Here is a 21,573-nt window from a genome sequence, read left to right on the forward strand (position 1 = left end):
GTCCGGCATACGGGACCCCGATTTCCGCGGGGTCCCGTGCCGGGCGCTAGTCCAGGCCGAGATCGGTCTTCGAGTAGGCGAAGAAGTACGGCACTCCGGCCTTCTCGGCGACGGCCTCGGCGGCACCGGTGTCCCGGTCCACGATCGTGGCCACGGCGACGACCTCGGCACCGGCCTCGCGCAGCGCCTCCACCGCGGTCAGCACCGAGCCACCGGTGGTGGAGGTGTCCTCGACCGCCAGAACACGGCGTCCCTTGACCTCGGCACCCTCGATGCGACGCTGGAGGCCGTGGGCCTTGCCGGCCTTGCGCACGACAAAGGCGTCCAGCGTCTTCCCGCGCGCGGCGGAGGCATGCAGCATCGAGGTCGCGACCGGGTCCGCTCCGAGGGTCAGACCGCCGACGGCCTCGTAGTCGAGTTCGGCGGTCAGGTCGAGCATGACCTGACCGACCAGCGGAGCGGCCACACCGTCGAGCGTGATCCGGCGAAGGTCGATGTAGTAGTCGGCTTCCTTGCCCGACGAAAGGGTCACCTTGCCGTGCACCACGGCCTTGTCCTTGATCTGCTGCAGCAGCGCGCCGCGTACGTCACTCATGTCCGCCAGCTTAGAGGCGCCGCCAGCTCCAGGTCATGGTCGCCTCCAGGGGCTCGATGGGGGTGACCAGGCGCGGGTGGGTGTTCAGCCCGTTGGGCGGGCCGGTCTGCGGTTCGACGCACACGGCGGCCTCCTGTTCGTCGTACACCACCACCCACTCCTCCCTGCCGGCGACCTTCAACTCCAACTGCCCCGGCCAGGTGAGCGTGACGTCGACGCCGCCGGGCATGCCGAAGCAGTCGTCCCAGGGGCTGGGCTTCGGTTCGATGCGGCGGCCGGTGGGCAGGTGGTCCTCACCGCGCTCCTCCTGCCAGGCCGGGGTGAAGTCGACCCGGACGTCCTCCTGGCCCAGGTTCCTGTTGAACCACGGGTGCCAGCCGACCTGGGCGGGGAACGAGTCCTCGTACGTCTCCACGGACATGGTGACCGAGAAGGCGTCCTCGGTCAGGGTGAAGGCCTGGGTGACGCGACCGGGGTGGGGCCAGGGGTCCACGAGGTCGTACGTGATCACGGCCTCGGACTCGCTGGTGCGGGCGGTGCTCCAGGCGCCGTCCCGGGCGGTGCTCCAGGCGCCGTCCCGGGCGGTGCCGTGGATGGCGTGCGGTGGGGCGTTGAGCGGCATCTGCCGGACCGTGGCGCCGTCCAGGAAGCGGCCGTCGCGGATCCTTCCGCACCACGGGACCATCGGGAAGCAGCCGAACTTCTGGCCCTGCCGCAGTAGTTCGGCGCCGCCGATTCGTAGACTGCCGATCCGTCCGCCGTTGCCGGGTGTGACGGTCACTTCCGCGTCGCCCGCGGTCAGCGTGATGTCTTCGTTACTCACGGAGTTGACCCTACTGGGCCTGATTCTTTGTCCGCCCCTGACGGGTGCGGTCAGCGGCGTTTGCGCAGGGCTCGGGTGACGGCGATGGCCGAGGCCAGGGCGACGGCCGCGGCGGGGGCCGCCCAGCGGAGCGTGGCGCGGGCGGTGGCGGTCTCCGGCGCCGGGACGGGGGCGTAGCGGCCACGCGGCGGGGCGTGGTCCACCTCCTCCGCGCTGCGGCCGATCATCGTCCGCCGCGCGTGCGCCGCCTCGGCCACGGCATCCTCCCTGTTCACACGGCTCGGGGTGGTCGGGGCCGGTTCCTCCTCCTCGAAGAGGGGGGAGGGCTCGGGCTCCGGGGCGGGCTCGATCTCGGCCTCCGGCTCCCGCTCGACCTCCGGCTCGGTATCCGTCCCCGGCTCCCGTTCCGGCTCGGTCTCCCGTTCCGGCTCTCGCCCGGCGCCGACCGGTGGCGTCTGCCTCAGCCCCGCCAAGTTCTCGACGAACCGGTTCAGCAGACGGCCCGTGGCCGCGGACACCGCGTCCGGGGAGAGTTCCGCCACGCGGCCGTCCGCGGTGGCGGTTCCGGTGATGGTGACGGTCGTGCCGCCGTCGGAGGGAGAGAAGGTGAGGGTGAGGGCGAGTTTCACGGTGCCGGGGCCGCGCGCCTCGGTGGCGTCGCCCTCGACGGCGTACGAGCCGTCGTCCCGGGCGGTGACCCGGACCGTCCCCCGGTAGGTGATGGTGTGGCCGCCGACGCGGACTCTCAGGCGCCCGGAGACGGGCGGCGTCCCGGCGTCCTGCTGGAGTCCGGGGACCGCCCGGGCCACCCGTACGGGATCGGCCAGCGCCTCCCTCAGCCGCTCGGCCTGAACCGGAACGAACACCTCATGCTCCATGTCGGCCGAGCCTACCCAGGACGGCCCGCACCGCACCCTCGTATCCGGGGATTCGTCCGTCCGTCGTCTCAGTCGGCGTAGCGCGGATGGACCAGGGTGGAGGGCGCCAGGCCAGGTACGCGGGTACGCCACGCGGCGTGCGCGTCGGCGGTGAGGGACGACTGTGTGAGCGTGCGCAGGTGCGGGCCGTGCGGGTCGAGTCGCAGGGGCGTGCGCGTGACGGAGGCCAGGACGAAGCCCCAGTCGCGGGGGGCGCGCGACGCGCCCGCCATGCGGTCGGGGCCGGCCGCGAAGCCGGCGTCCCGGCCGCCGACGAGGTAGGGGGTGGTGCGCAGGCCGGCCGCCCGGAGCGTGGACACCACCGTCCAGAAGACGCGGGGACGGGAGGAGACGGGGCCCGCGTGGACGGCCAGCCGGCCGCCGGGGGCGAGGACGCGGCGCGCCAGGCCGTAGAACTCCTGCGAGTACAGCTTGGTGCTCGCCGTGATCCCGGGGTCGGGCAGGTCCGAGACGACCACGTCGTACGTCGACTCGGCCCCGCGCAGCCAGCCGAAGGCGTCGGCGGTGAACACGTGCACGCGCCGGTCGCCGAACGCGTGAGCGTTGAGCGCCGACAGGGCCGGGTCGGTGCGCGCCAACCGCACCACCCCTGGGTCGAGTTCGACGACGTCGACGCTGCGTACGCCCGGATCGCGCAGCACCTCGCGGGTGGCGAGTCCGTCGCCGCCGCCGAGGACGAGCACGCGCGCGTGGGGACCGTTCATCGCGGGGTGGACCAGCGCCTCGTGGTAGCGGTGCTCGTCGCGGCCGCTGACCCGCAGGCGTCCGTCGAGGAAGAGGCCGAGCGGGCGGCCGTGCGTGCCACCGGTGAGCACGACCTCCTGGACGCCGGTCCGCAGGGCGACCCGTACGTCCTTGCCGTAGACGGCGCGCCGGGCCGCGCGTTCGAAGTCGTCGACGTGGGCGGCGGCCGTGGCGAGCAGACCGAGGACCAGGAGGTTGGCGATCAGCAGGAACCAGCGTCCGCGTCGGCTCAAGTCCCGGCGGAACAGGCCCAGTACGAGGGCTCCGCCGGCCAGCGCGTTCACGGTTCCGGTGAGCAGCGCGCCCTCCAGTTGCCCGAGGAGGGGGAGCAGGAGGAAGGGGAAGGCGAGTCCCCCGACGAGGGCGCCGACGTAGTCCGCCGCGAAGAGGTCCGCCACCGCCCCGCCGGGGTCCTGGCGGCGGATGCGCTGTATCAGCTCCATGAGGAGGGGGACTTCGGCGCCGATGAGAAGGCCGATGGCGAGGGAGAAGGCCGCCAGGAGGTAGCGCGAGCCGCTCGACCAGACCCCGCCCCAGTCTCCGGTCCACGCGAACGCCGCGTACAGGGCCATCGCGCTGCAGCCGCCGACCAGGGCGAGCGCCGCCTCGACGGCGCCGAAGCCGGCCGCGGCACGGGGGCGCAGGCGTTTCGCGGCGAGAGAGCCGACGCCCATGGCGAAGACCATCACGGAGAGGATCACGGAGGCCTGGGTGACCGAGTCGCCGATCAGGTACGAGGCGAGGGCGACGAGTTCGAGTTCGTACACGAGTCCGCAGGCGGCACAGACGAACACGCCCGCGAGGACCAGGAACCGCCCGGTGCCCGGGCGGACGGGCAGCCGCGCCTGGCCCTGGACGCCCCAGGGCGGCGGCGCGCCGGGGGGAGCAGGCGCGTGCGGTTCGATCACGCTGGGAACGCTACGTCACGCCACCACGACGCTTCGTCACCCACACGTGTGGAAATGCCGTCCCGATGGGTGGCGTCCGCGGCCGAAGCGCCCCCTCAACGCGCCCTCGCCGTCACCCGTGCCCCCACCCTCGTGCGCGTCGCCACCAGTTGGCCCTCCTGCGGGTAGGCATGCCACGTACGCCAGTGGACCTGCCCTTCGTGGCGCTGGGCGAGCAGCGCGGTGAAGGCGTGCGGGCTGCCGGGGAAGACGCCGGCCAGTCCGTTGGGGTGGTCGGAGACCAGGGCCAGTAACTCCTGCGCCCGCCCCGCGAAGGACCCGCAGGAGAGCGTCTCGACGCGCGCCGCGAACTCGTACTCCCAGTCACCGACCCGCTTGGCCACCCCGAGCGGAAGCGGCATGCTGCTGCCGGCGATGCACGCGACGGTTTCCGAACAGCTGCCCCGCTCCTCCTCCAGGAGGACCTGGTGGGACGCGCCGAGGAGCCGCAACTGCAGTCTCGCCCCGTCGAGTTCGAGGTCGAGGGTGGCGAGCGCGGGGAGCGGTTCGCGCCCCAGGGCCCAGGCGAGATCGGCCGCGCGCGTGTCGGTGTACGAGGTGTTCAGGGTCGTGAGCATGGGTCGGCTCCGCTAGCACGCAAAAAGGGAGGTGGGGGTCCGGCGCACCCGGTCGGTACCTCGGTACCGGGGGATCGGCCCGGTCAGCCCGGTCTGCCCTGTGAGGAAGGGACGATCCGAGGGCTGCTTTGGTGAATTAGAGGGAATCATGAACTGTGGCGCCACCACAGCGTTTTTACCCAACTTCGTAGGGTTTCCATCCCCCCGAGGGCTCCACAGTTCAACTGTTCAACCACGGCGTGCGCCGGGCGCGCGCCACAAGGGGCGCGGCAGTGACATCTGCGGCTCCGCCGCGCGGGCGCGACCAGCCCCCACCGGCCCGCCGCACGAGGGCCCTCCCTCGGCCCCCGCACCCCCGCACCCCCACGCCCCCGGGCCCCCGGGCCCCCGGCGAAGTTCAGCTGTGTGTCAGCTGCCTCCGCCGCACCCCCCGCCGCCCCCGCAGGACGACCCGCCTCCGCAGGACGAGCCTCCCCCGCACGACGAGTGCCCGCCGCACGAGTGCCCCCCGTGGTGCCCACCGGACGAACCGCCGCCGCAGGACGACGCTCCCCCGGCCCCGCCGGCCCACCAGCTGCCGGAGCTGTCCGACCCGCCCCGCGAGCGGCGGCGGGCGGCCGAACCCGACGAGCTCTTCGAGAGCCCGACCTTCTTGCGGCCGCGGACGGCGGCACGCAGCGACACGACGAACAGGATGAAGACGACCGCCAGGATGAAGCCGATGAACATGGCGTCACCCTCCTTTCGTTCCCCCGAAGCGACCCCCCGTGGGCGCCTCGCTTCTTGCGTGCCAGGGGGATGCCCTCGCGTCTCACCAGGCAAAGCAGAGTTGAGGAAGTCCAGAGCTTCGGCGCAGGATGACCGGCATGAACTCCCACGGCCGCCGCCCCTTCCTCAACCGTCGACTCGCCGAGTTCGGCACGACGATCTTCGCCGAGATGTCGGCCCTGGCCCTGAGCACCGGATCGATCAACCTCGGTCAGGGCTTCCCGGACACGGACGGGCCCGAGGAGATCCGGGAGGCCGCCGTACGGGCGCTGCGCGACGGGCGCGGCAACCAGTACCCGCCGGGCCCGGGCGTGCCCGAGCTGCGTACGGCAATCGCCGCGCACCAGAAGCACCGGTACGGACTGTCGTACGACCCGGACCGTGAGGTGCTGGTCACGGCCGGTGCGACGGAGGCCATCGCGGCGGCGCTGCTCGCACTGGTCGAGCCCGGCGACGAGGTCATCGCCCTGGAGCCGTACTACGACTCCTACGCGGCCAGCATCGCGATGGCGGGCGGGACCAGGATCCCGGTCACCCTGCGCCCGCACGAGGAGACCCTCGACGGAGTCACCCACCGGCGCTTCCGGCTCGACCTCGACGAGCTGCGCGACGCGGTCACCGACAACACGCGGCTGCTGCTCGTCAACACCCCGCACAACCCGACCGGCACCGTCCTGACCCGCGAGGAGCTCGGGGAGATCGCGAAGCTCGCCGTCGAGCGGGATCTCCTCGTCATCACGGACGAGGTGTACGAGCACCTGGTCTTCGACGACGCCGAGCACGTGCCGCTGGCCTCCTTCCCAGGGATGCGGGAGCGGACGGTCACCATCGGCAGCGCCGGGAAGACCTTCTCCTTCACGGGGTGGAAGGTGGGCTGGGTGACGGGCACGCCGGACCTCGTCACCGCCGTACGGTCGGCCAAGCAGTTCCTGACGTACGTGGCGTCGGGGCCGTTCCAGTACGCCGTAGCCGAGGCGCTGGCGCTGCCGGACACGTACTTCGAGGCGTTCCGCGCGGACATGCTGGCCAAGCGGGACGTGCTGGCGGCCGGGCTCACGGAGGCGGGGTTCAAGGTCTTCCAGCCGGCGGGCACGTACTTCATCACCACCGACATCCGGCCGCTCGGCGAGTCGGACGGCTTCGCCTTCTGCCGCGCGCTCCCCGAGCGCGCCGGGGTCGTCGCCATCCCGAACGCGGTCTTCTACGACCACCGGGAGGCGGGCGCGCCCTTCGTGCGGTTCGCGTTCTGCAAACGGACCGACGTGCTGGAAGAGGCGGCGAAGCGGCTCAAGGCGGCCTGGTAGCACGGGGCCCCGGGCGGCGGGCATGGCGCGCCGAAGTGGGGGAAAGCGCGCTCACCCAGGCGTGTAAAGCTCGCAAATACCCCGTAAGGGACGCACAGTTCGGGTGTGACCCACGCCAGTACCCTTCCGGCCCCCGCCGCCCCGAAGCCCGGTGACGAGGGGCACGGCCGCCCCGCGCGCCCCGCGCACGGCCTGCCCCCTGTCGCGCAGGCACTGGCGCTGTTCGCGGCGGCGCGCGTCGTCGGCGTTCTCGTGCTCGCCGGAACCGCCTGGGCGGGCGGCAAACGGCCCCTCGCCCTGCTCGGACGGTCCTGGGACTCCCTCTGGTACCTGGGGATCGCGGCACACGGCTACGCACGCACCCTGTATTTCAGGCCCACCGTCGTCCACAGCGACCTGGCCTTCTTCCCGCTCTACCCGGGGCTGATCCGCGCCGTCACCACACTGACCCCGCTGAGCGGCGGCGCGGCGGGCCTGCTGGTCGCCTGGACCGCCGCCGCGGTCGCCGCCTGCGGGATCTACGCGATCGGGGCCCGGCTGCACGGCCGCGCCGTCGCCACCGCCCTGGTCCTGCTCTGGGGCCTGCTCCCGCACTCGATCGTGCTGTCCCTGGCGTACACCGAGCCCGTCCTCACCGCCTTCGCCGCCTGGTCGCTGTACGCCGTGCTCACCGAGCGCTGGCTGTGGGCGGGCGCGCTGGCCGCGCTCGCGGGCGTGTCGCGGCCGAACGGGCTCGCGGTGGCCGCGGCGGTGCTGGCCGCGGCGGCGTGCGAGATCTGGCGGCGGCGCGGGCGGGTTACCCACAGGCTGTGGACGGGCGCCGCGCTCGCGCCGGTCGGCTGGGGCGGCTATGTGCTGTGGGTGGGCCGCCGCGAGGGCGATCCGTTCGGCGGCTATTTCGAGGTGCAGCGGCTGTGGGGCTCACGCTTCGACTTCGGCGTCGGCTCGCTGCGCTTCGTCCGGCATCTGCTGACGCACGGGGACCGTTTCGTGTTCCCGATGACGATGGTGGTCGTGGCGGCGGCCGTGCTGCTGTACGGGCTGCTGATCGCGGACCGTGCCCCGCTGCCGCTGCTCGTGCACAGCGGCGTACTGCTGCTGATCGCGCTCGGCGGGTCGGGGTTCTTCGAGTGCAAGCCGCGCTTCCTGCTGCCCGCGTTCCCGCTGCTGCTGCCGCTCGCGCGGGCGCTGGTCCGCACGGCAAGAGCCCGGCCCTGGCACGCCGCCCTGGTGGTCGGCGCCCTGGCCGGGCTCTCGTTCGCCTACGGCGCGTATCTGGTCGTCATCGCCCACACGCCGCTGTAAATCCTGGTGGGAGGACTACTCCTCGTCGTCCTCCGGCTTCTCCTCCGCCTCGTTGACTTCCTGCTCGAGGCCGAGCTGCTCGACGAGCCACTTGTCGAACTCGATGGCGGCCCGCACCCAGCTGACCGTCGACGAAACGAAGTGCTCGAGGGCGACGCCGGTGCCGATCAGCATCTGTGCCTCGCCGATCAGGCGGACAGTGCCGTCGTCATGCGTGTGGCTGTAGACCTTCGGCCACAGCGTGCGGCGGTTCCAGTCGTCGATGGACTCCAGCAGAGTCGGCTTCTCGTCGATCTGGTGCGGCCGGTCGTAGAACGTCCGCACCGAGAAGACCTGCTGGTCCCCTTCGCCGCGGAACATGAAATACGTACGGAACTCCTCCCACGGCGCCGCGAGGTCACCCTCGTCGTCGACGACGTACTTCAGCTCCATCTGATCCAGGAGCTGCTTCACGAGGTCCTGATCCGGGACGACGGGGCCCGCCGGTCCGCCGGGCTGCGGCTCGGGCTGGCCCCCGAAATTCGGAATCGAGGACGGGTCGATGCTCACCGTGTATTTCCCTTCGTACGGATGCTGCCATCCTCCCCCATCACGGGCGGTCAGTGGCAACCCCACAGGCAAAGGCACGGACACCGCCACCGGGAGTGTGTATCCGATGCGGTCAGTGACGACGGCGCCGGAGGGACCGGCGCCGTCGAACGCGGGGGATCGGACCGCCCGGACTACTGCGCGGCTCCCACGATCAGGCCGTCCCCGAAGGCGTCCACCCGGACCGTGTCGCCGTCCTTGACCTCGCCCGCCAGGATCTCCTTGGCGAGCCGGTCGCCGATCGCGGTCTGCACGAGGCGGCGCAGCGGCCGGGCCCCGTACGCCGGATCGTTGCCCTCGTCCGCGAGCCAGGCCAGGGCCGCGTCGCTGACCTCCAGCGTGAGCCTGCGCTCGGCCAGCCGCTTGGCGAGGCGGCCGATCTGAAGTCCGGCGATGCGCTCCAGTTCCTCCTTGTTCAGCGCCGAGAAGACCACGAGGTCGTCGAGGCGGTTGAGGAACTCCGGCTTGAAGGAGGCCCGTACGACTTCCAGGACCTGCTGCTTCTTCTCCTCCTCGGAGGTCAGCGGCTCCACCAGGAACTGACTGCCCAGGTTGGAGGTCAGGATGAGGATGGTGTTGCGGAAGTCGACCGTGCGGCCCTGTCCGTCGGTGAGCCGTCCGTCGTCCAGCACCTGGAGCAGGATGTCGAAGACCTCCGGGTGCGCCTTCTCGACCTCGTCGAGCAGCACGACGCTGTACGGGCGCCGGCGCACGGCCTCCGTGAGCTGGCCGCCCTCCTCGTAGCCGATGTACCCGGGCGGGGCGCCGACCAGCCGGGCGACGCTGTGCTTCTCGCCGTACTCGCTCATGTCGATGCGGACCATGGCCCGCTCGTCGTCGAAGAGGAAGTCCGCGAGGGCCTTCGCGAGCTCGGTCTTGCCGACGCCGGTCGGGCCGAGGAAGAGGAAGGATCCGGTGGGGCGGTCCGGGTCGGCGATGCCGGCGCGGGTGCGCCGTACGGCGTCGGACACGGCCTGGACGGCCTCGCTCTGGCCGATGAGGCGGCGGCCCAGCTCCTCCTCCATGCGCAGGAGCTTCTGGGTCTCGCCCTCCAGGAGGCGCCCGGCCGGGATGCCCGTCCAGGAGCCGACCACGTCCGCGATGTCGTCGGGGCCGACCTCCTCCTTGACCATGGTGTCCCTGGCCGCTTCCTCCTCCGCCTCGGAGGCCTCCTCCAAGTCCCGCTCCAGGGTGGGGATCTCGCCGTAGAGCAGCTTGGAGGCGGTGTCGAAGTCGCCGTCGCGCTGGGCGCGTTCGGCCTGACCGCGCAGCCCGTCGAGCTTCTCCTTCAGCTCACCGACGCGGTTAAGGGACTGCTTCTCCTTCTCCCAGCGGGCGGTCAGGCCCCGCAGCTCCTCCTCCTTGTCGGCGAGGTCGCGGCGCAGCTTCTCCAGACGCTGCCGGGAGGCGGGATCGGTCTCCTTGTCGAGGGCCAGCTCCTCCATGCGCAGCCGGTCCACCGCGCGCTGGAGTTCGTCGATCTCGACGGGGGACGAGTCGATCTCCATGCGCAGCCGGGAGGCGGCCTCGTCGACGAGGTCGATGGCCTTGTCGGGCAGGAAGCGGGAGGTGATGTAGCGGTCGGAGAGAGTGGCCGCGGCGACCAGCGCGCTGTCCGCGATCACGACCTTGTGGTGGGCCTCGTAGCGGCCCTTGAGTCCGCGCAGGATCGCGATGGTGTCCTCGACGGACGGCTCGGCGACCAGGACCTGCTGGAAGCGGCGCTCCAGGGCGGGGTCCTTCTCGATCCGCTCGCGGTACTCGTCGAGGGTGGTGGCGCCGACCATCCGCAGCTCACCGCGGGCGAGCATCGGCTTGAGCATGTTGCCGGCGTCCATGGCGGAGTCGCCGCCCGCGCCCGCGCCGACGACCGTGTGCAGCTCGTCGATGAAGGTGATGATCTGCCCGTCGGAGTCCTTGATCTCGGCGAGGACGGTCTTCAGCCGCTCCTCGAACTCACCCCGGTACTTCGCCCCGGCCACCATGGCGCCGAGGTCGAGCGCGACCAGCCGCTTGTTCTTGAGCGACTCGGGCACGTCGCCCTTCACGATCCGCTGGGCGAGCCCCTCCACGACGGCGGTCTTGCCGACGCCGGGCTCACCGATGAGGACGGGGTTGTTCTTGGTGCGCCGGGACAGCACCTGCACGACCCGACGGATCTCCTGGTCCCGGCCGATGACCGGGTCGAGCTTCCCGTCGCGCGCGGCGGCGGTGAAGTCCGTACCGAACTTTTCGAGCGCCTTGTACTGGCCCTCGGGATCCGGGGTCGTCACCCGGCGTCCTCCCCTGCTCTTCTGGAACGCCTCAAGCAGCTTCTTCGCACTGGCGCCCTGCTGGGAGAGTACGTCGCCGCTCGGGCCGCCCTTCGCGGCGATCCCGATGAGGAGGTGCTCGGTGGAGAGGTACTCGTCCCCGAGCTCCTTGGCCTTGTCGGCCGCCTCGGCGATGACGGCGAGCAGTTCGCGGTTGGGCTGCGGGGGCGCGACGGTGGATCCGGTCACGCTGGGCAGGCCGGCGAGGACACGCTCGGCCGCGGCCCGTACGGCGGCCTGGTCGGCGTCGACCGCGGCCAGCAGGTCGGTGATGTTCTCGTTCTCCTGACCACCGAGCAGCGCGAGCAGCAGGTGGGCAGGGGTGAGGTCGGGATGCCCCTCGGACACGGCCCGGCTGGTGGCCGCGTTGATCGCGTCCCGGCTCCTGTTGGTCAGCTCGGCGTCCACGTTCGCGTTCTCCTCCTCAATACGACCCTGATGTACGGACTGACTCACCTAACGTACACAAAGTTGAGTCTATTCCACTCAAGGAAGGCCGGGGAAGCCATGGCACTCACGGGTGGGGATACATTTCCGACCATGAGCGCATACCCGGTGGACCCACACGATCCCGACCCCGCGTACCTCACCTTCTGGCGGGAACGCCATCTGTGCACCCTCACCACCCTCCGGGCGGACGGCAGCCCGCACGTCGTGCCCGTTGGGGTTACATACGACCCCGAGGCGGGTCTGGCTCGGGTGATCACCAACAAGTCCAGCGCGAAGGTGGGCCATGCGCTGGCCGCGGGGGCGCAGGGGGCGCGTGTCTCGGTCTGCCAGGTGGACGGGCGCCGGTGGGCGACGCTGGAGGGGCGCGCGAGGATCTCCGCGGACCCCGCGCGTGTCGCGGAGGCGGAGCGGCGCTACGCGGAGCGGTATGGGAGGGCGCCCTCCCCGAACCCCGACCGGGTGGCGATCGAGATCACACTGACCTCGGCGATGGGGCGCGGCTGACCGGTCACGGGCGTGGGGGTCCGGCCGACCGGCCCCGGCCATGCGGCACGGCTGATTTCAGCCGTTGTGGAGATGGCAAGAAGATGGGCGGATACCTGGATCTTTCGCCCAAAACTGCAGCGGCGTCACCGTGTTCAGGTCACGGTGACGCCGCTGCGGGGGGAAGTACCTGCGCGATCTACTACGACGGGGGAATCGCGTCAGGCACTGCGGGGGGTGGCTGAGACGGTCCTTACATCCGGGGCTTCCGGCTCGGCCAGCTGATGGTCACGCTGGTCGAGGTTCACAAAGATCATTCCGTACCGAATGGCACATCGCACAGGCTGCGGCGCGCCGCGCGGGCGCCGCAGACACCGGTACGCCCGGACGTCCTCGTCATCGTCCCGGGTGACCACGACCGGCTCTCCGAACACCGTCACCATCAACGAGTCGCCACTGTGGGGAATGGCGGTCGCCAGGTCGATGAAGTGCCATCCGGAGCGGTAGGCGGTGGCCATTTCTCGGCGGAAGGATCGGTCGTCCGGGGGTGTCGTCACGTCAGCTCCCGATGCTGTTGTCCGTGCCGACCGACATGGCACCGTCACTGACAGGTGCATCCGACACAGCCACCGCCGGCCACCTGGTGTCCGCCCGTGCGTCACCCTTCGCATCGGAGAGGCCACCCAGCGCACCGAAGGCCACAACGGCGGAGAAGGCGGCGACAAGCACCGAGCGAAGCATTTTGTTACGCATAATCGGCTTCGTCCTCACTTGAAGGTCCCCTCTTCCCCCGTCGGATACGACGATGGCTCATTCGGGCACGTCATGGCCACATAATCGATGCATCATGTTCCTGCACGTTCAGGACCCTGGGGGGTGGAGATTTGACAACGAATCGAACAAAAGCCACACATCCCCATGCGATGACCGAGCTGTGCGACGACGGCGGCCGTCTTTACGCGAACGCTCTCCGCGCAGGACGCATCGCACGCGAGGACGTGGAATCCGCTCCCTGCTTGATGGAGTTCGCTCTCCTTCACCCTGATCCTGATGACGCGAACTGGTTGCGCCCCGTGGCCCCGTCGATCGCCCTGGCTCAGCGACTCAACCCCATAGAACGCGAGATCACCGAGCGCAGACGGCTGTCGATCGAACTGTCCGACGCATTCGAGCCGTTCATGGACCTCAGCACTCAGACGACGGCGACCACGCACTCGATCTCGGTACTGGAGGGTGGCGACCGCATCAACGCGGCACTCGATCTGGCCACGGCCCAGTGCCAGACCGAAGTGCTTACGGTCCAGCCGAGCAACCGGTTCTCCGACCGGAGCATCATTCAGGGCCTGGAGCGCGACAGGCCGCTGATCGAACGTGGTGTGCGGATCCGGACCCTTTACCAGCACACGGCCCGGTACAGCCCCGAGAAGCTCGCCTACGTGGACCAGTTCTCCAACGGCAAGGTGGAGTACCGCACCATCGACGAACTGGTGGAGCGCCTCATCGTCTGCGACGAGACGGTCGCCTTCATCCCCACCCGCGACGACCAGCAGGTCGCCCTGGAGCTTCGCCATCCGGGCCTCGTCCGCTACCTGACCAAGGTCTTCGAGTTCATGTGGGGCCGAGCCGTCCCGCTGAGCGCCGGCGCTCCCTACGAAACCGACCCCGCCGGCATCACGGACATCCAGCACTCCATCGCCAAACTCCTGGTGGAGGGCCACGTCGACGAGGCCATCGCCCGCCGTCTCGGCATGAACGTCCGCACCTGCCGCTCCCACATAGCCAAGCTGGCCACCGCTCTCGGCAGCGGCAGCCGCGCCCAACTCGGCTATCTCATAGCGGAATCGGGAATCCTCAAGCAGGAGGGAACGGCGGGGTGACCAACGTGCCGCACCCGACCCACGGCGTGGAAGAACTGTGCGCGGCGGGATCGGAGCTGTACGAACGGGCCCTGCGCGAAGGGCGCGTACGCAGCACGGACGCCGCCGAAGCGCCCTGCCTCGTCGACTTCGGACTGGTGCACCCGGCCATCGAGGATCTGAACTGGTTGGAGCCCGTCGCCCCGGCTGTCGCCCTCCACCGGTTATTACGGACCTCCGAGGAACGCGTCGCGGAGGAACGACGGCGCGAGGCCAGACTGACCGCGGTGTTCGAGCCACTGATGCGGATCGACGGCCGGCGCACGGCAGCCACGGACACCCCGACCATCCGGGTCCTCAGCGGTACGGAGCGGATCAACGGGGCCATCACTGAGGCCATGGCCGCCGCATCCTGGGAACTCCTCACCATCCAGCCCCACGCCGGCCACATCGGCCAGCGCTACGCGGCGGCCGAGGCCACCGCCCTGAGCCGCGACCAGGCCCTGCTCGACCGAGGCGCCCGCATCCGCACCCTCTACCAGCACACGCTCCGCCACTCACCCATGACTCTCGCCCGCTACGAACAGCTGAACGGCGACGTCGAGGCTCGGAGCCTGGACGAGATCACCGACCGGCTCATCGCCGTCGACCGCACCGTCGCCTTCATCCCCGCCGACAAAGACGGCTTCCTCGCCCTGGAAGTCCGCCACCCGGCCCTGGTCTCCTACTTCGTGACCACCTTCGACCGGCTCTGGCGCCTGGCCACCCCCATGTACCCCGAAGCCGTCCAGCGCCCGTCCCACAACGGCGTCACCCCCCGCCAACGCGCCATAGCCGCCCTGCTCGTCGAAGGTCACACGGACGCCGAGATCGCCGACCGCCTCGGCATGAACGTCCGCACGGCCCGCGTCCACATCGCCAAACTCGCCGTCACCCTCGGCAGCGAGAGCCGGGCCCAGCTCGGCTACCTCATCGGGCGGTCGGGGATTCTCGACCAGGATCACTGAGCAGCAGTTCCGCGGCGCGCGGCGGTCCGTCCAGGCCGGCCTGGGCGATCCGCACGCCCAACTGAGTGCGGCTCGCGGCGCCCAGGGTCTCCGAGAGGCGCGCGATGTGCGCCCGGCAGGTACGGACGCTGATCCCCAGCCGCTCCGCGACCACCGCGTCCTGGTGTCCCTCGGCGAGCAGAGCCGCGATGGACCGCTCGCGATGGGTGATGCCGTCGATGCCGGTGTCCGGGAGCGGCGCGGCGAGCGGGATCGCGAGGCGCCACAGCCTCTCGAAGACCGTGACCAGGTAGTCGACCAGTGCGGGGTGCCGCAGCTCCAGCGCGATCGTGCGGTCGGAGTTGGCCGGGATGAACGCCACCTTGCGGTCGAAGAGGATGAGCCGCTCCACGACCTCGTCGAGGGTACGGGCCTCCGCGGCTCCCCCCATCAACTCCATGTAGTTGTGCAGGCCCTGACCGTGCCGGGCCACGTGCGTGTACAGGTCGCGCATCCGCACTCCGCGCCGGCGCATCTCCAGCGCCCGGTGCAGCCCCTCCGAGAGCTCGTCCTCGCGCCGGATGCCGCCGGGCTGCACGGTCAGCACCTCGGTCGTACAGGCCTCGGTCGCCTCGTCCATCGCGGCCCGGATCCGGGGCAGCCCGTCCAGGACGCGGATCGCCACGCCCTCGCCCGGCGCCTGGACGCGCCCGCCGAGCCCGACGTACCACTCGAACGCCGCCACCGCGTCGCCCACGCGCGCCTGGCTGGAGCTGATCTCCTCGTACACGCCCCGCAGCAGCCGTGTCATGACCTCCTGCGGCGAAGTCGGCACCAGCCACCCCATGTCGTCGGGGTCCGGATGCAGCAACGCCAACTCGACCAGACAGGGCACCGTTTCGGCGTCCTCGCGCGGCACGCGTCCGCGCCGCACGGCCCGGGAGTAGACCCGGTCCCCGGCCTCGCACAGTCGGTCAGCGCCGTGCGGATGCCTGTCCCTCCTGTGCCCGGCCATCTTCCACCCCTGGCTCCAGCATCCTCGCGATGCGACGCCTCCGCGCCGTCCGCAGCGCAACTATGCGCGGCCCCGACCGCCATCGCAACACGGCTGCGTCCTTCGCGCGCCCCCAATCACCCCTGTACGTACGGAAATATCCCCACCTCCGCACGGCGCTCTACAACAAGATGACGGTGGTGGGGGTGTGCGACCCGCTGCCATCGTGGACCCGCTCCACCGGGGCGACACGGCGCCCCGACCCGCCCTGGCCGGACACTCCTCGTCCGGCCAGGGCACCTCCCGCCCTCGTCCGGATCGCGTGAGCTGCCGGAAATCGTCGAGTGATCGGTACGTTACGTACCGCACCTACCGTCAGGCCATGGCGGACATGTTTGACGCGTACGCGTTGGCCGATGCGGGGGACGAGAAGTTTGAGCGGCAGGGTGAAGTCAGGACCGCCCATGAGTCGGTACTGGCCGCCCTGCAGCCGATCGAAACCGGGTTATCCGGCGCCCCGGCGCCCCCCGGCCACCCCACGGTAGATCCCCTTGTGCGGGGTCACGTCGTCGTAGTCGGTATCCCCCCGGGGGTCGGTCGCGGGCTCAGCTCCGCTTGGGCCCGGTGATCGCCTCTCCGATCACGAAACCCTTGGCGGGGCCTTCAGGGATGGTGACGTCGGTGCCGTAGGGGACTCGGTGGACTCCCACCCAGTCGGCCTTCTCCGGCTGGGGCTGAGTGAGGACGGTGACGGTGCCCTGAGTGTCGTGGTCGTCGATGATCACATAGACGGGGATGCCCGCGCGGGCGTACTCGCGGCGCTTCTTCACGCGGTCGCGGTCCTGACTGCGCTTGCCGGGGGAGGCCACCTCGATCACCAGGCGGACGGCAGCGGCTGTGACCCCCAGGCCATCAGCCGTCACGTAACGGTCCGTGTCCCTGGGGACGATGAAGAGATCCGGTACCCAAGCGCTGCCCTCGCGGATGACGTTCATGTCGTTGCGGGCGACGAAGTCCCCGTCCTTCAGGAAGACCGCCAGATCGTCCCGAAGGAGATTGATGATCTGGCCGTGCGAATAGCGGCCGGTGGGTGACACCTCGATGGCTCCCTCGATGATCTCAGCGCGGTAGCCCTCGGGGAGTTCCATGGCCTTCCATGCTTGCCAGACGACCTCGTCCAGGTCGGGGCCGTTCTCGGCCGGGGACACGGACTCGGTCCTGGTCTCAGGCATGGTCTCGGGCCTCTCGTGCGCAAGAGCGGTCATGGCGACACCTCCTCTCAAGTGTGGGCTTGGCGTCCATGGGGCACAAGCAACGCGATCACGGTAGGTACGGCGACAGGGCCGACCAGGGGAACCGGCTCCGGGTCACCCAATGCGGTGAGGACGGAACGATCCGCCCGGCTCCCCCTCCCCCAGAAGCTCGAACCACACCCCTTTCCCGAACCGCCCCGCCCGGTCGGCGGCCACGCCCCACAGGTCCGCGACCTCGGCGACCAGGGCGAGGCCGCGGCCCCGGCAGGCGGTGGGAGTCGCCTCCGGCATGCGCGGGGGGTCGTGGCTCTCGTCGTACACGCTGACCCGCAGGCGCGCCGGGGTGAGCTGCACGCGGAGCATGGTCGCGCCCTTGGTGTGCAGGTGGACGTTGGTGACGAGTTCCGAGGTGCACAGGGTCGCGGGCAGGACGAGGGGTGCGCGATCGAGGGTGAGGAGCACGGCGCGTACGAAGTCCCGGCAGACCTTGGGAGCGGTGGCGTCGGCGGGAGCGAAGAGGCTGTAGTCGTAGGCGAGTAGGGCAGGCCGGTGGGGCGCCCTGCGGGCAGCTTCCATGGGGAGTTCGGCTCCTGTCGTACGCCCGCGATGGCATTGCCCAAGTCCGGCTGGACGACGGTCCGGGTGCGCTTTCGCTTGTGGACAGGGGAGTTGGACGACTCCGGTACGGTTCCGGAGCGTCACTGATGACACACTCAAGGTAGGGAGTTAGGGAACGCATTCGCAACCTGCTTCGGTGAATTGGTGGACCAGCTCCCCCTGTCGAGGCAGACTCTCGACTGACGACTGAGGAGACACCCCCTTGGGAATGCGCACCATCATCAGCGAGCGCCAGCGCCGACTCGGACACGAGCTCAAGAAGCTGCGCGAGCAAGCGGGCTTGTCCGCCGGGGAAGCCGCCGACCGCATCGGCATGGGGCGCGGCCAACTGAGTCACATCGAAGCCGGGCGTACGTCGATCCTCTCGGACCGACTGCGGCATCTCTGCCACGTACTGGGATGCGAAAGCGTGCCCCACATGGAAGCGCTCGTCGCCATGTCGGAGGCCAGCGGCAAAGGTTGGTGGAGCGCCTACAAGGGCAACATCGGTTCGGCTGCGATGAACCTCGCCGAACTGGAAGCCGGCGCCGCATCACTGCGCACACACGAGGCGCTGTTCATTCCGGGCCTGCTCCAGACCGAGGCGTACATCCGCACCATCTTCTCCAGCCCCAAGCTGAACGTGCGTGACATCGACGAGGCCACCGCTTTCCGCCTGGAACGCCAGGCGATCCTCACCTCTGAGAGCGCTCCGGCCTTCCATGCGGTGATTCACGAAGCGGCGCTGCACATGCGGTTCGGCGGCCCAACCGTCCTACGGGAGCAGCTGCTGCACCTCATCGAAGTGGCCCAACTGCCCAACATCACCGTCCAGATCTTCCCGTTCGGCGCGGATCTGGACGCCGCACTCAGCGGGACATTCCTGCACACCATCACCCCCGTGCCGGAGCTGAGCACGATCGTGCTGGACCATCCCGCAGGCTCCTTGTACCTGAGCGACGACGAACACCTCGCTCTGTACGACACTATGTTCGACCGGCTCACGGAGAGTGCACTCGCACCGATCGGCGTGCGCACGTCTCCTGAGGAGCTTGCGACCAAGGACTCACTGGCCCTGATCCAGCACCTGCTCTACACGCTCTAGGAGCCCAACATGTCCCGCCTGAACTGGCAGAAGTCATCCTTCAGCGGTGGCCCGGAGAGCAACTGCCTCTACCTCGCCACCGCCCCCGACGGAACGATCCGCCTACGCGAGAGCGACGAACCCCGCACCGTACTCGCCACCACCCCGGAGGGGCTCGCCGCCCTCCTCGAACATCTCAGGCCGCGGCCCAGCTCGTGAGCAGGGCCTCGCGGGCGGCCCGCCAGGGCGTCACGCCGTCGCCCTCGACGCTCCCCCACTCCAGCAGCCGCCCCACGTCCGCCGTACCGTCCACGAACCGGTTCAGCAGTGCCACCGACAGCTCGTACTCGGACTGGACGTAGCCCCCGACGGCCGCGGTGTACACCGTCAGCTCGGCCTTCTCCTCGTCCGTCCGTACGTGGAGTTCGAACGCGGGCGGTGCCTCACCGCCACCCGTCGCCATGTCGAGGACCGTGTCCATCACGTTGTTCACCAGCCACCGGGTACTGGAGCGCACCTGCACGTCGTGGACGGTCACCTCGCGGACGTCCGCCCAGGACCAGAACCCCTCCTGGCCCGTACCCACGGCCTGAAGCCCCTCGGGGGTGAGCCGCACCCCGCGCCCGTGCCCCTCGGGCTCGGCGCCCACGTACACGCTCTCCTTGGTGATCCAGAACAGGCCGATCATGGCCACGGACGCCTCCAGCGCAACGAGCGCATCAAACACAACAAGCACGGTCCCCCTCTGAGACACCGACGGGCCCGGATTGGTTCAGCCGGGATGTGAGAGTCAGGACTGCCGAACACACGTACAGGTGCCTTATGTTGCTCCTCGTGACGGAACTGGTGTTGCGCGCCCGCCGTACCACAGCCCTCTTCGAGCGGGACGCCGTGCTGTTGGACCGGGGAGGGATGCGACTGCGTATCCCCCTCACCGCGATCGAGACCGTCCGTACGGGCGGAGGATCGAGGCGGCGCGTCATCGAGATCGTCCTGACCTCCGCCGACGCCACCCCCGTCGTCCACACGCTGAGCCCACCGAACGCCACCGCCGCGACCGCGTTCGCCGACGCGGTCAACGCCGCGCTGCCCGTCCGCGACGCCGTCGAACCGCGCGCGGACGGGGCGACGTTGGTGACCACCGTGCCCGTGCCGCCGCGTACGGAACCGAAGGACCGCTGGACGACATCCCGCGAGCGGAGGGTGCAATGGGCGTTCGGCGCGCTGTTCGCGCTGGGGACGGCCCTCGCCGCGGCCACCGGGGAGTGGGTGTTCGTCGTCCTCTGGGCCGCCTCTTACACACCGTTCCTCGTCGGGTGCGCGCTCACGCACATCGTGTACCGGGTCACGGTGGACTGGTGGCTGCTGCGCCGCCGCGGCATCACCGTCCTCGCCGTCTACAAAGACAGCGACTACGTCGGCGAAGTGCTCGTCAAGACGTACTCGTTCACCGACGCGGCAGGCGAGGAGCGGACGTTCCGCGGAAGCGGCCGGCTCGTGGCGACTGATCCGGAGCGGATCGAGGTGACCTACGACCCTTGCGCCCCGAAGCGGATGACCACGCGCAAGGGGCCCGCCGTACGCACGCTCTCCGTCCTGGCGTATGTGCTCCTGGGCCTGCCCGTCACAGCGGCGACCGCCGCGTACCCACCCGTCTCCCTCATCGTCCTGCTGTCCGCGCTCTAGGTCCTGTCGTCAGCGAGAACCAGGCCTCCGAACGCGCATGCACCGCCGGCCACAAGCCGCGAGGCCGACAGCCGGCCGCTGGAGTCAAGCGGTGGCGACGAGCTCGTCACCCACTTCCAATGGGGCTGTCTTCACTCCGAGTCTCCGTCCGGCGGCGTGTCCCGGTCGCCCTCGTCCTCGCCCTCCCGTAACCGCCTCAAGCGCGGCCGGTGCGGCATCAGGTCACGTATGCGGGACTCGCCCACGCCCACCACGGGCAGCCGTAACTCATCGGTCTTGTGGTGTTCCCGAGGGCCTTCGGCGTAACGGGAGCGCCGCTCGTCCTGGTGATCGTGATTCTCCGGCTGCCGCTCGGGGAAGCGGAGCAGTCGTGCCGGCGGCACGGGGAAGCCCTCGCTGTCCGGGTGCTGGCCGGGGCCGCCCGAGGGCTCGGGGCCGTCGGGCCGGTCGGGGGACGTCGCTCGGGCATGCTCGGTCCAGCCCGCGCGGAACCAGGCCAGCTGGTCCCGCTGCACCTCGTCATCGGTGAGGATGCGCACGCCCTCCGTACCGGCCCGCCGGATCTTCTCCCCCAGCTCGATCAGCAGGCCGCCCACGGTGTACGCCACGGCGTCCGGATCCGGCGCGGTGGCCGGTCCGTCCGCTTCCTCCTCCGGCGGGCGTGGATCACGTGCGTGCGAGTCGTGTGAGCCATGTGAGTCGTGCGAACCGCGCGCACGCGGGTCGCGCGCATGCGGGTCTCCCCCCTCGTGCCCGTGCCCCACCTGCACACCCCTCTTCACCGCTGCTCCGAATCCCCCTGCCGAAGCGTCACTCTCGTCTGCGTTCCTCCGGCAGGAACTGGCCAACCACCTTCACGAAAAGTTCTTGCAGCTCCGACGGCACCCCGAGCAGCCGTGCCGCCTCCGCCGGGCTGAGTGACGCAGCCGGGCTCCCGGCGGTTTCGCCGATCCGCGTGTCGAGCGGAAGATCGTCCTCCGACAGCCGGCCGGACCGGATCAACATGTCCCGCAAGGGAACGGCCAGAACCGTCGCCAACCGGCGCATCGTCTCCAGATCCGGCATGCTTTGCCGCTGCAACAGCCGGCTGACCGCGGCCCGGTGGACCCCCGCGTCGTCGGCGAGCTTGGACTTGCCACCGCCCCGCGGGCTGTCGATGTCGTAGCCGCGCGTGCGCATCAGTCCTTCTATCCAGACCGCGAACTCCTCCAGCCCGTCGGCCCTGGCCGTTCGGCCACTGTCGGCGCGATGGCCCTGGTCGTTGTAGGCGTTGGCCCACGAG

General features: G+C 70.3%; 25 protein-coding genes. 9 read left to right on the forward strand and 16 right to left on the reverse strand.

Annotated elements, in window-relative coordinates; genetic code table 11:
* Positions 1-46 precede the first annotated feature (46 nt).
* The 6 genes from pyrE to OG819_RS11690 all read right to left on the reverse strand — a co-directional run bounded on the left by pyrE (position 47) and on the right by OG819_RS11690 (position 5,354).
* A complete protein-coding gene (gene pyrE, locus OG819_RS11665) occupies positions 47-595 on the reverse strand; it encodes an orotate phosphoribosyltransferase (RefSeq protein WP_266626904.1) in 549 nt (182 codons plus the stop codon).
* A gap of 10 nt (positions 596-605) precedes the next feature.
* Positions 606-1,418 carry an aldose 1-epimerase gene (locus tag OG819_RS11670; RefSeq protein ID WP_266649269.1) on the reverse strand — a complete coding sequence of 271 codons (813 nt, stop codon included), beginning with the start codon at positions 1,416-1,418 and terminating at the stop codon, positions 606-608.
* Between the two features lie 50 nt (positions 1,419-1,468).
* The gene (locus OG819_RS11675; RefSeq protein WP_266649271.1) at positions 1,469-2,296 is read right to left on the reverse strand and encodes an SRPBCC family protein; all 828 of its coding nucleotides are present in this window, start codon (positions 2,294-2,296) and stop codon (positions 1,469-1,471) included.
* Between the two features lie 68 nt (positions 2,297-2,364).
* The gene (locus OG819_RS11680) at positions 2,365-4,008 is read right to left on the reverse strand and encodes a polyamine aminopropyltransferase (RefSeq protein ID WP_266649273.1); all 1,644 of its coding nucleotides are present in this window, start codon (positions 4,006-4,008) and stop codon (positions 2,365-2,367) included.
* A 95-nt stretch (positions 4,009-4,103) separates the two neighbouring features.
* Complete coding sequence (locus OG819_RS11685) at positions 4,104-4,625, reverse strand: DUF2617 family protein (RefSeq protein ID WP_266626898.1); 522 nt, start codon at positions 4,623-4,625, stop codon at positions 4,104-4,106.
* Between the two features lie 408 nt (positions 4,626-5,033).
* Positions 5,034-5,354 carry a hypothetical protein gene (locus tag OG819_RS11690; protein ID WP_266432056.1) on the reverse strand — a complete coding sequence of 107 codons (321 nt, stop codon included), beginning with the start codon at positions 5,352-5,354 and terminating at the stop codon, positions 5,034-5,036.
* A 128-nt stretch (positions 5,355-5,482) separates the two neighbouring features.
* On the opposite strand from OG819_RS11690, the gene OG819_RS11695 reads away from it, so the two are divergent.
* On the forward strand, positions 5,483-6,697 hold the full coding sequence (locus OG819_RS11695) for a pyridoxal phosphate-dependent aminotransferase (RefSeq protein ID WP_266626896.1): 1,215 nt from the start codon (positions 5,483-5,485) through the stop codon (positions 6,695-6,697).
* Between the two features lie 105 nt (positions 6,698-6,802).
* On the forward strand, positions 6,803-8,002 hold the full coding sequence (locus OG819_RS11700) for a hypothetical protein (RefSeq protein ID WP_266626895.1): 1,200 nt from the start codon (positions 6,803-6,805) through the stop codon (positions 8,000-8,002).
* Positions 8,003-8,017: 15 nt separating this feature from the next.
* On the opposite strand, the gene OG819_RS11705 is transcribed toward OG819_RS11700, so the two are convergent.
* Positions 8,018-8,551 carry a YbjN domain-containing protein gene (locus OG819_RS11705; protein WP_266432058.1) on the reverse strand — a complete coding sequence of 178 codons (534 nt, stop codon included), beginning with the start codon at positions 8,549-8,551 and terminating at the stop codon, positions 8,018-8,020.
* Positions 8,552-8,724: 173 nt separating this feature from the next.
* Complete coding sequence (gene clpB, locus OG819_RS11710; RefSeq protein WP_266626894.1) at positions 8,725-11,310, reverse strand: ATP-dependent chaperone ClpB; 2,586 nt, start codon at positions 11,308-11,310, stop codon at positions 8,725-8,727.
* 132 nt (positions 11,311-11,442) lie between these two features.
* Here clpB and OG819_RS11715 point away from each other — a divergent pair, with 132 nt between their 5' ends.
* Entirely contained in the window at positions 11,443-11,856 is a 414-nt protein-coding gene (locus tag OG819_RS11715) for a TIGR03618 family F420-dependent PPOX class oxidoreductase (RefSeq protein WP_266649275.1), read from the forward strand.
* A 200-nt stretch (positions 11,857-12,056) separates the two neighbouring features.
* Here the strand turns inward: OG819_RS11715 and OG819_RS11720 are convergent, their stop codons facing one another.
* Both OG819_RS11720 and OG819_RS11725 read right to left on the reverse strand, forming a co-directional pair.
* Positions 12,057-12,353, reverse strand: a complete 297-nt coding sequence (locus OG819_RS11720) for a (2Fe-2S)-binding protein (protein WP_266433989.1) — start codon at positions 12,351-12,353, stop codon at positions 12,057-12,059.
* 40 nt (positions 12,354-12,393) lie between these two features.
* On the reverse strand, positions 12,394-12,576 hold the full coding sequence (locus tag OG819_RS11725) for a hypothetical protein (protein WP_266634537.1): 183 nt from the start codon (positions 12,574-12,576) through the stop codon (positions 12,394-12,396).
* A gap of 143 nt (positions 12,577-12,719) precedes the next feature.
* On the opposite strand from OG819_RS11725, the gene OG819_RS11730 reads away from it, so the two are divergent.
* Positions 12,720-13,712, forward strand: a complete 993-nt coding sequence (locus OG819_RS11730; protein ID WP_266649277.1) for a helix-turn-helix transcriptional regulator — start codon at positions 12,720-12,722, stop codon at positions 13,710-13,712.
* Positions 13,709-14,698 carry a helix-turn-helix transcriptional regulator gene (locus tag OG819_RS11735; protein ID WP_266649279.1) on the forward strand — a complete coding sequence of 330 codons (990 nt, stop codon included), beginning with the start codon at positions 13,709-13,711 and terminating at the stop codon, positions 14,696-14,698. Before OG819_RS11730 ends, OG819_RS11735 begins: the two co-directional genes overlap by 4 nt.
* Here OG819_RS11735 and OG819_RS11740 read toward each other — a convergent pair.
* The gene (locus tag OG819_RS11740; RefSeq protein ID WP_266626888.1) at positions 14,661-15,692 is read right to left on the reverse strand and encodes a LuxR C-terminal-related transcriptional regulator; all 1,032 of its coding nucleotides are present in this window, start codon (positions 15,690-15,692) and stop codon (positions 14,661-14,663) included. The two genes, OG819_RS11735 and OG819_RS11740, sit on opposite strands and share 38 nt — an antisense overlap.
* A 29-nt stretch (positions 15,693-15,721) precedes the next feature.
* On the opposite strand from OG819_RS11740, the gene OG819_RS11745 reads away from it, so the two are divergent.
* A complete protein-coding gene (locus OG819_RS11745; RefSeq protein WP_266649281.1) occupies positions 15,722-15,997 on the forward strand; it encodes a hypothetical protein in 276 nt (91 codons plus the stop codon).
* Positions 15,998-16,276: 279 nt separating this feature from the next.
* On the opposite strand, the gene OG819_RS11750 is transcribed toward OG819_RS11745, so the two are convergent.
* Positions 16,277-16,936, reverse strand: coding sequence for a Uma2 family endonuclease (locus tag OG819_RS11750; protein WP_266649283.1), 660 nt, complete (start codon positions 16,934-16,936; stop codon positions 16,277-16,279).
* A gap of 102 nt (positions 16,937-17,038) precedes the next feature.
* Complete coding sequence (locus OG819_RS11755; RefSeq protein WP_266649285.1) at positions 17,039-17,500, reverse strand: ATP-binding protein; 462 nt, start codon at positions 17,498-17,500, stop codon at positions 17,039-17,041.
* A gap of 250 nt (positions 17,501-17,750) precedes the next feature.
* Between OG819_RS11755 and OG819_RS11760 the strand changes: the two genes are divergently transcribed.
* Positions 17,751-18,626 (forward strand): helix-turn-helix transcriptional regulator, encoded by an 876-nt coding sequence (locus OG819_RS11760; RefSeq protein ID WP_266649287.1) that lies wholly within the window; start codon positions 17,751-17,753, stop codon positions 18,624-18,626.
* Positions 18,627-18,635: 9 nt separating this feature from the next.
* Positions 18,636-18,824, forward strand: a complete 189-nt coding sequence (locus tag OG819_RS11765) for a DUF397 domain-containing protein (RefSeq protein WP_266649289.1) — start codon at positions 18,636-18,638, stop codon at positions 18,822-18,824.
* Here OG819_RS11765 and OG819_RS11770 read toward each other — a convergent pair.
* Entirely contained in the window at positions 18,802-19,332 is a 531-nt protein-coding gene (locus OG819_RS11770; RefSeq protein ID WP_266649291.1) for a hypothetical protein, read from the reverse strand. The two genes, OG819_RS11765 and OG819_RS11770, sit on opposite strands and share 23 nt — an antisense overlap.
* Before the next feature lie 107 nt (positions 19,333-19,439).
* On the opposite strand from OG819_RS11770, the gene OG819_RS11775 reads away from it, so the two are divergent.
* A complete protein-coding gene (locus OG819_RS11775) occupies positions 19,440-20,291 on the forward strand; it encodes a hypothetical protein (RefSeq protein WP_266626878.1) in 852 nt (283 codons plus the stop codon).
* A gap of 131 nt (positions 20,292-20,422) precedes the next feature.
* On the opposite strand, the gene OG819_RS11780 is transcribed toward OG819_RS11775, so the two are convergent.
* Entirely contained in the window at positions 20,423-20,899 is a 477-nt protein-coding gene (locus tag OG819_RS11780; protein ID WP_266626874.1) for a hypothetical protein, read from the reverse strand.
* A 202-nt stretch (positions 20,900-21,101) separates the two neighbouring features.
* Positions 21,102-21,470, reverse strand: a complete 369-nt coding sequence (locus OG819_RS11785; RefSeq protein WP_266652669.1) for a helix-turn-helix domain-containing protein — start codon at positions 21,468-21,470, stop codon at positions 21,102-21,104.
* Positions 21,471-21,573 lie beyond the last annotated feature (103 nt).

This window comes from Streptomyces sp. NBC_01549 (genome assembly GCF_026339955.1).
In the GTDB taxonomy this organism is placed as follows: domain Bacteria; phylum Actinomycetota; class Actinomycetes; order Streptomycetales; family Streptomycetaceae; genus Streptomyces.

Coding starts and splice junctions, on each gene's coding strand:
- pyrE (WP_266626904.1), bottom strand. CDS start 595: ATGAGTGACGTACGCGGCGCGCTGCTGCAGCAGATCAAGGACAAGGCC.
- OG819_RS11675 (WP_266649271.1), bottom strand. CDS start 2,296: ATGGAGCATGAGGTGTTCGTTCCGGTTCAGGCCGAGCGGCTGAGGGAG.
- OG819_RS11685 (WP_266626898.1), bottom strand. CDS start 4,625: ATGCTCACGACCCTGAACACCTCGTACACCGACACGCGCGCGGCCGAT.
- OG819_RS11690 (WP_266432056.1), bottom strand. CDS start 5,354: ATGTTCATCGGCTTCATCCTGGCGGTCGTCTTCATCCTGTTCGTCGTG.
- OG819_RS11695 (WP_266626896.1), top strand. CDS start 5,483: ATGACCGGCATGAACTCCCACGGCCGCCGCCCCTTCCTCAACCGTCGA.
- OG819_RS11715 (WP_266649275.1), top strand. CDS start 11,443: ATGAGCGCATACCCGGTGGACCCACACGATCCCGACCCCGCGTACCTC.
- OG819_RS11720 (WP_266433989.1), bottom strand. CDS start 12,353: ATGGCCACCGCCTACCGCTCCGGATGGCACTTCATCGACCTGGCGACC.
- OG819_RS11725 (WP_266634537.1), bottom strand. CDS start 12,576: ATGCTTCGCTCGGTGCTTGTCGCCGCCTTCTCCGCCGTTGTGGCCTTC.
- OG819_RS11740 (WP_266626888.1), bottom strand. CDS start 15,692: ATGGCCGGGCACAGGAGGGACAGGCATCCGCACGGCGCTGACCGACTG.
- OG819_RS11745 (WP_266649281.1), top strand. CDS start 15,722: ATGCGACGCCTCCGCGCCGTCCGCAGCGCAACTATGCGCGGCCCCGAC.
- OG819_RS11750 (WP_266649283.1), bottom strand. CDS start 16,936: ATGACCGCTCTTGCGCACGAGAGGCCCGAGACCATGCCTGAGACCAGG.
- OG819_RS11755 (WP_266649285.1), bottom strand. CDS start 17,500: ATGGAAGCTGCCCGCAGGGCGCCCCACCGGCCTGCCCTACTCGCCTAC.
- OG819_RS11760 (WP_266649287.1), top strand. CDS start 17,751: ATGCGCACCATCATCAGCGAGCGCCAGCGCCGACTCGGACACGAGCTC.
- OG819_RS11765 (WP_266649289.1), top strand. CDS start 18,636: ATGTCCCGCCTGAACTGGCAGAAGTCATCCTTCAGCGGTGGCCCGGAG.
- OG819_RS11785 (WP_266652669.1), bottom strand. CDS start 21,470: ATGCGCACGCGCGGCTACGACATCGACAGCCCGCGGGGCGGTGGCAAG.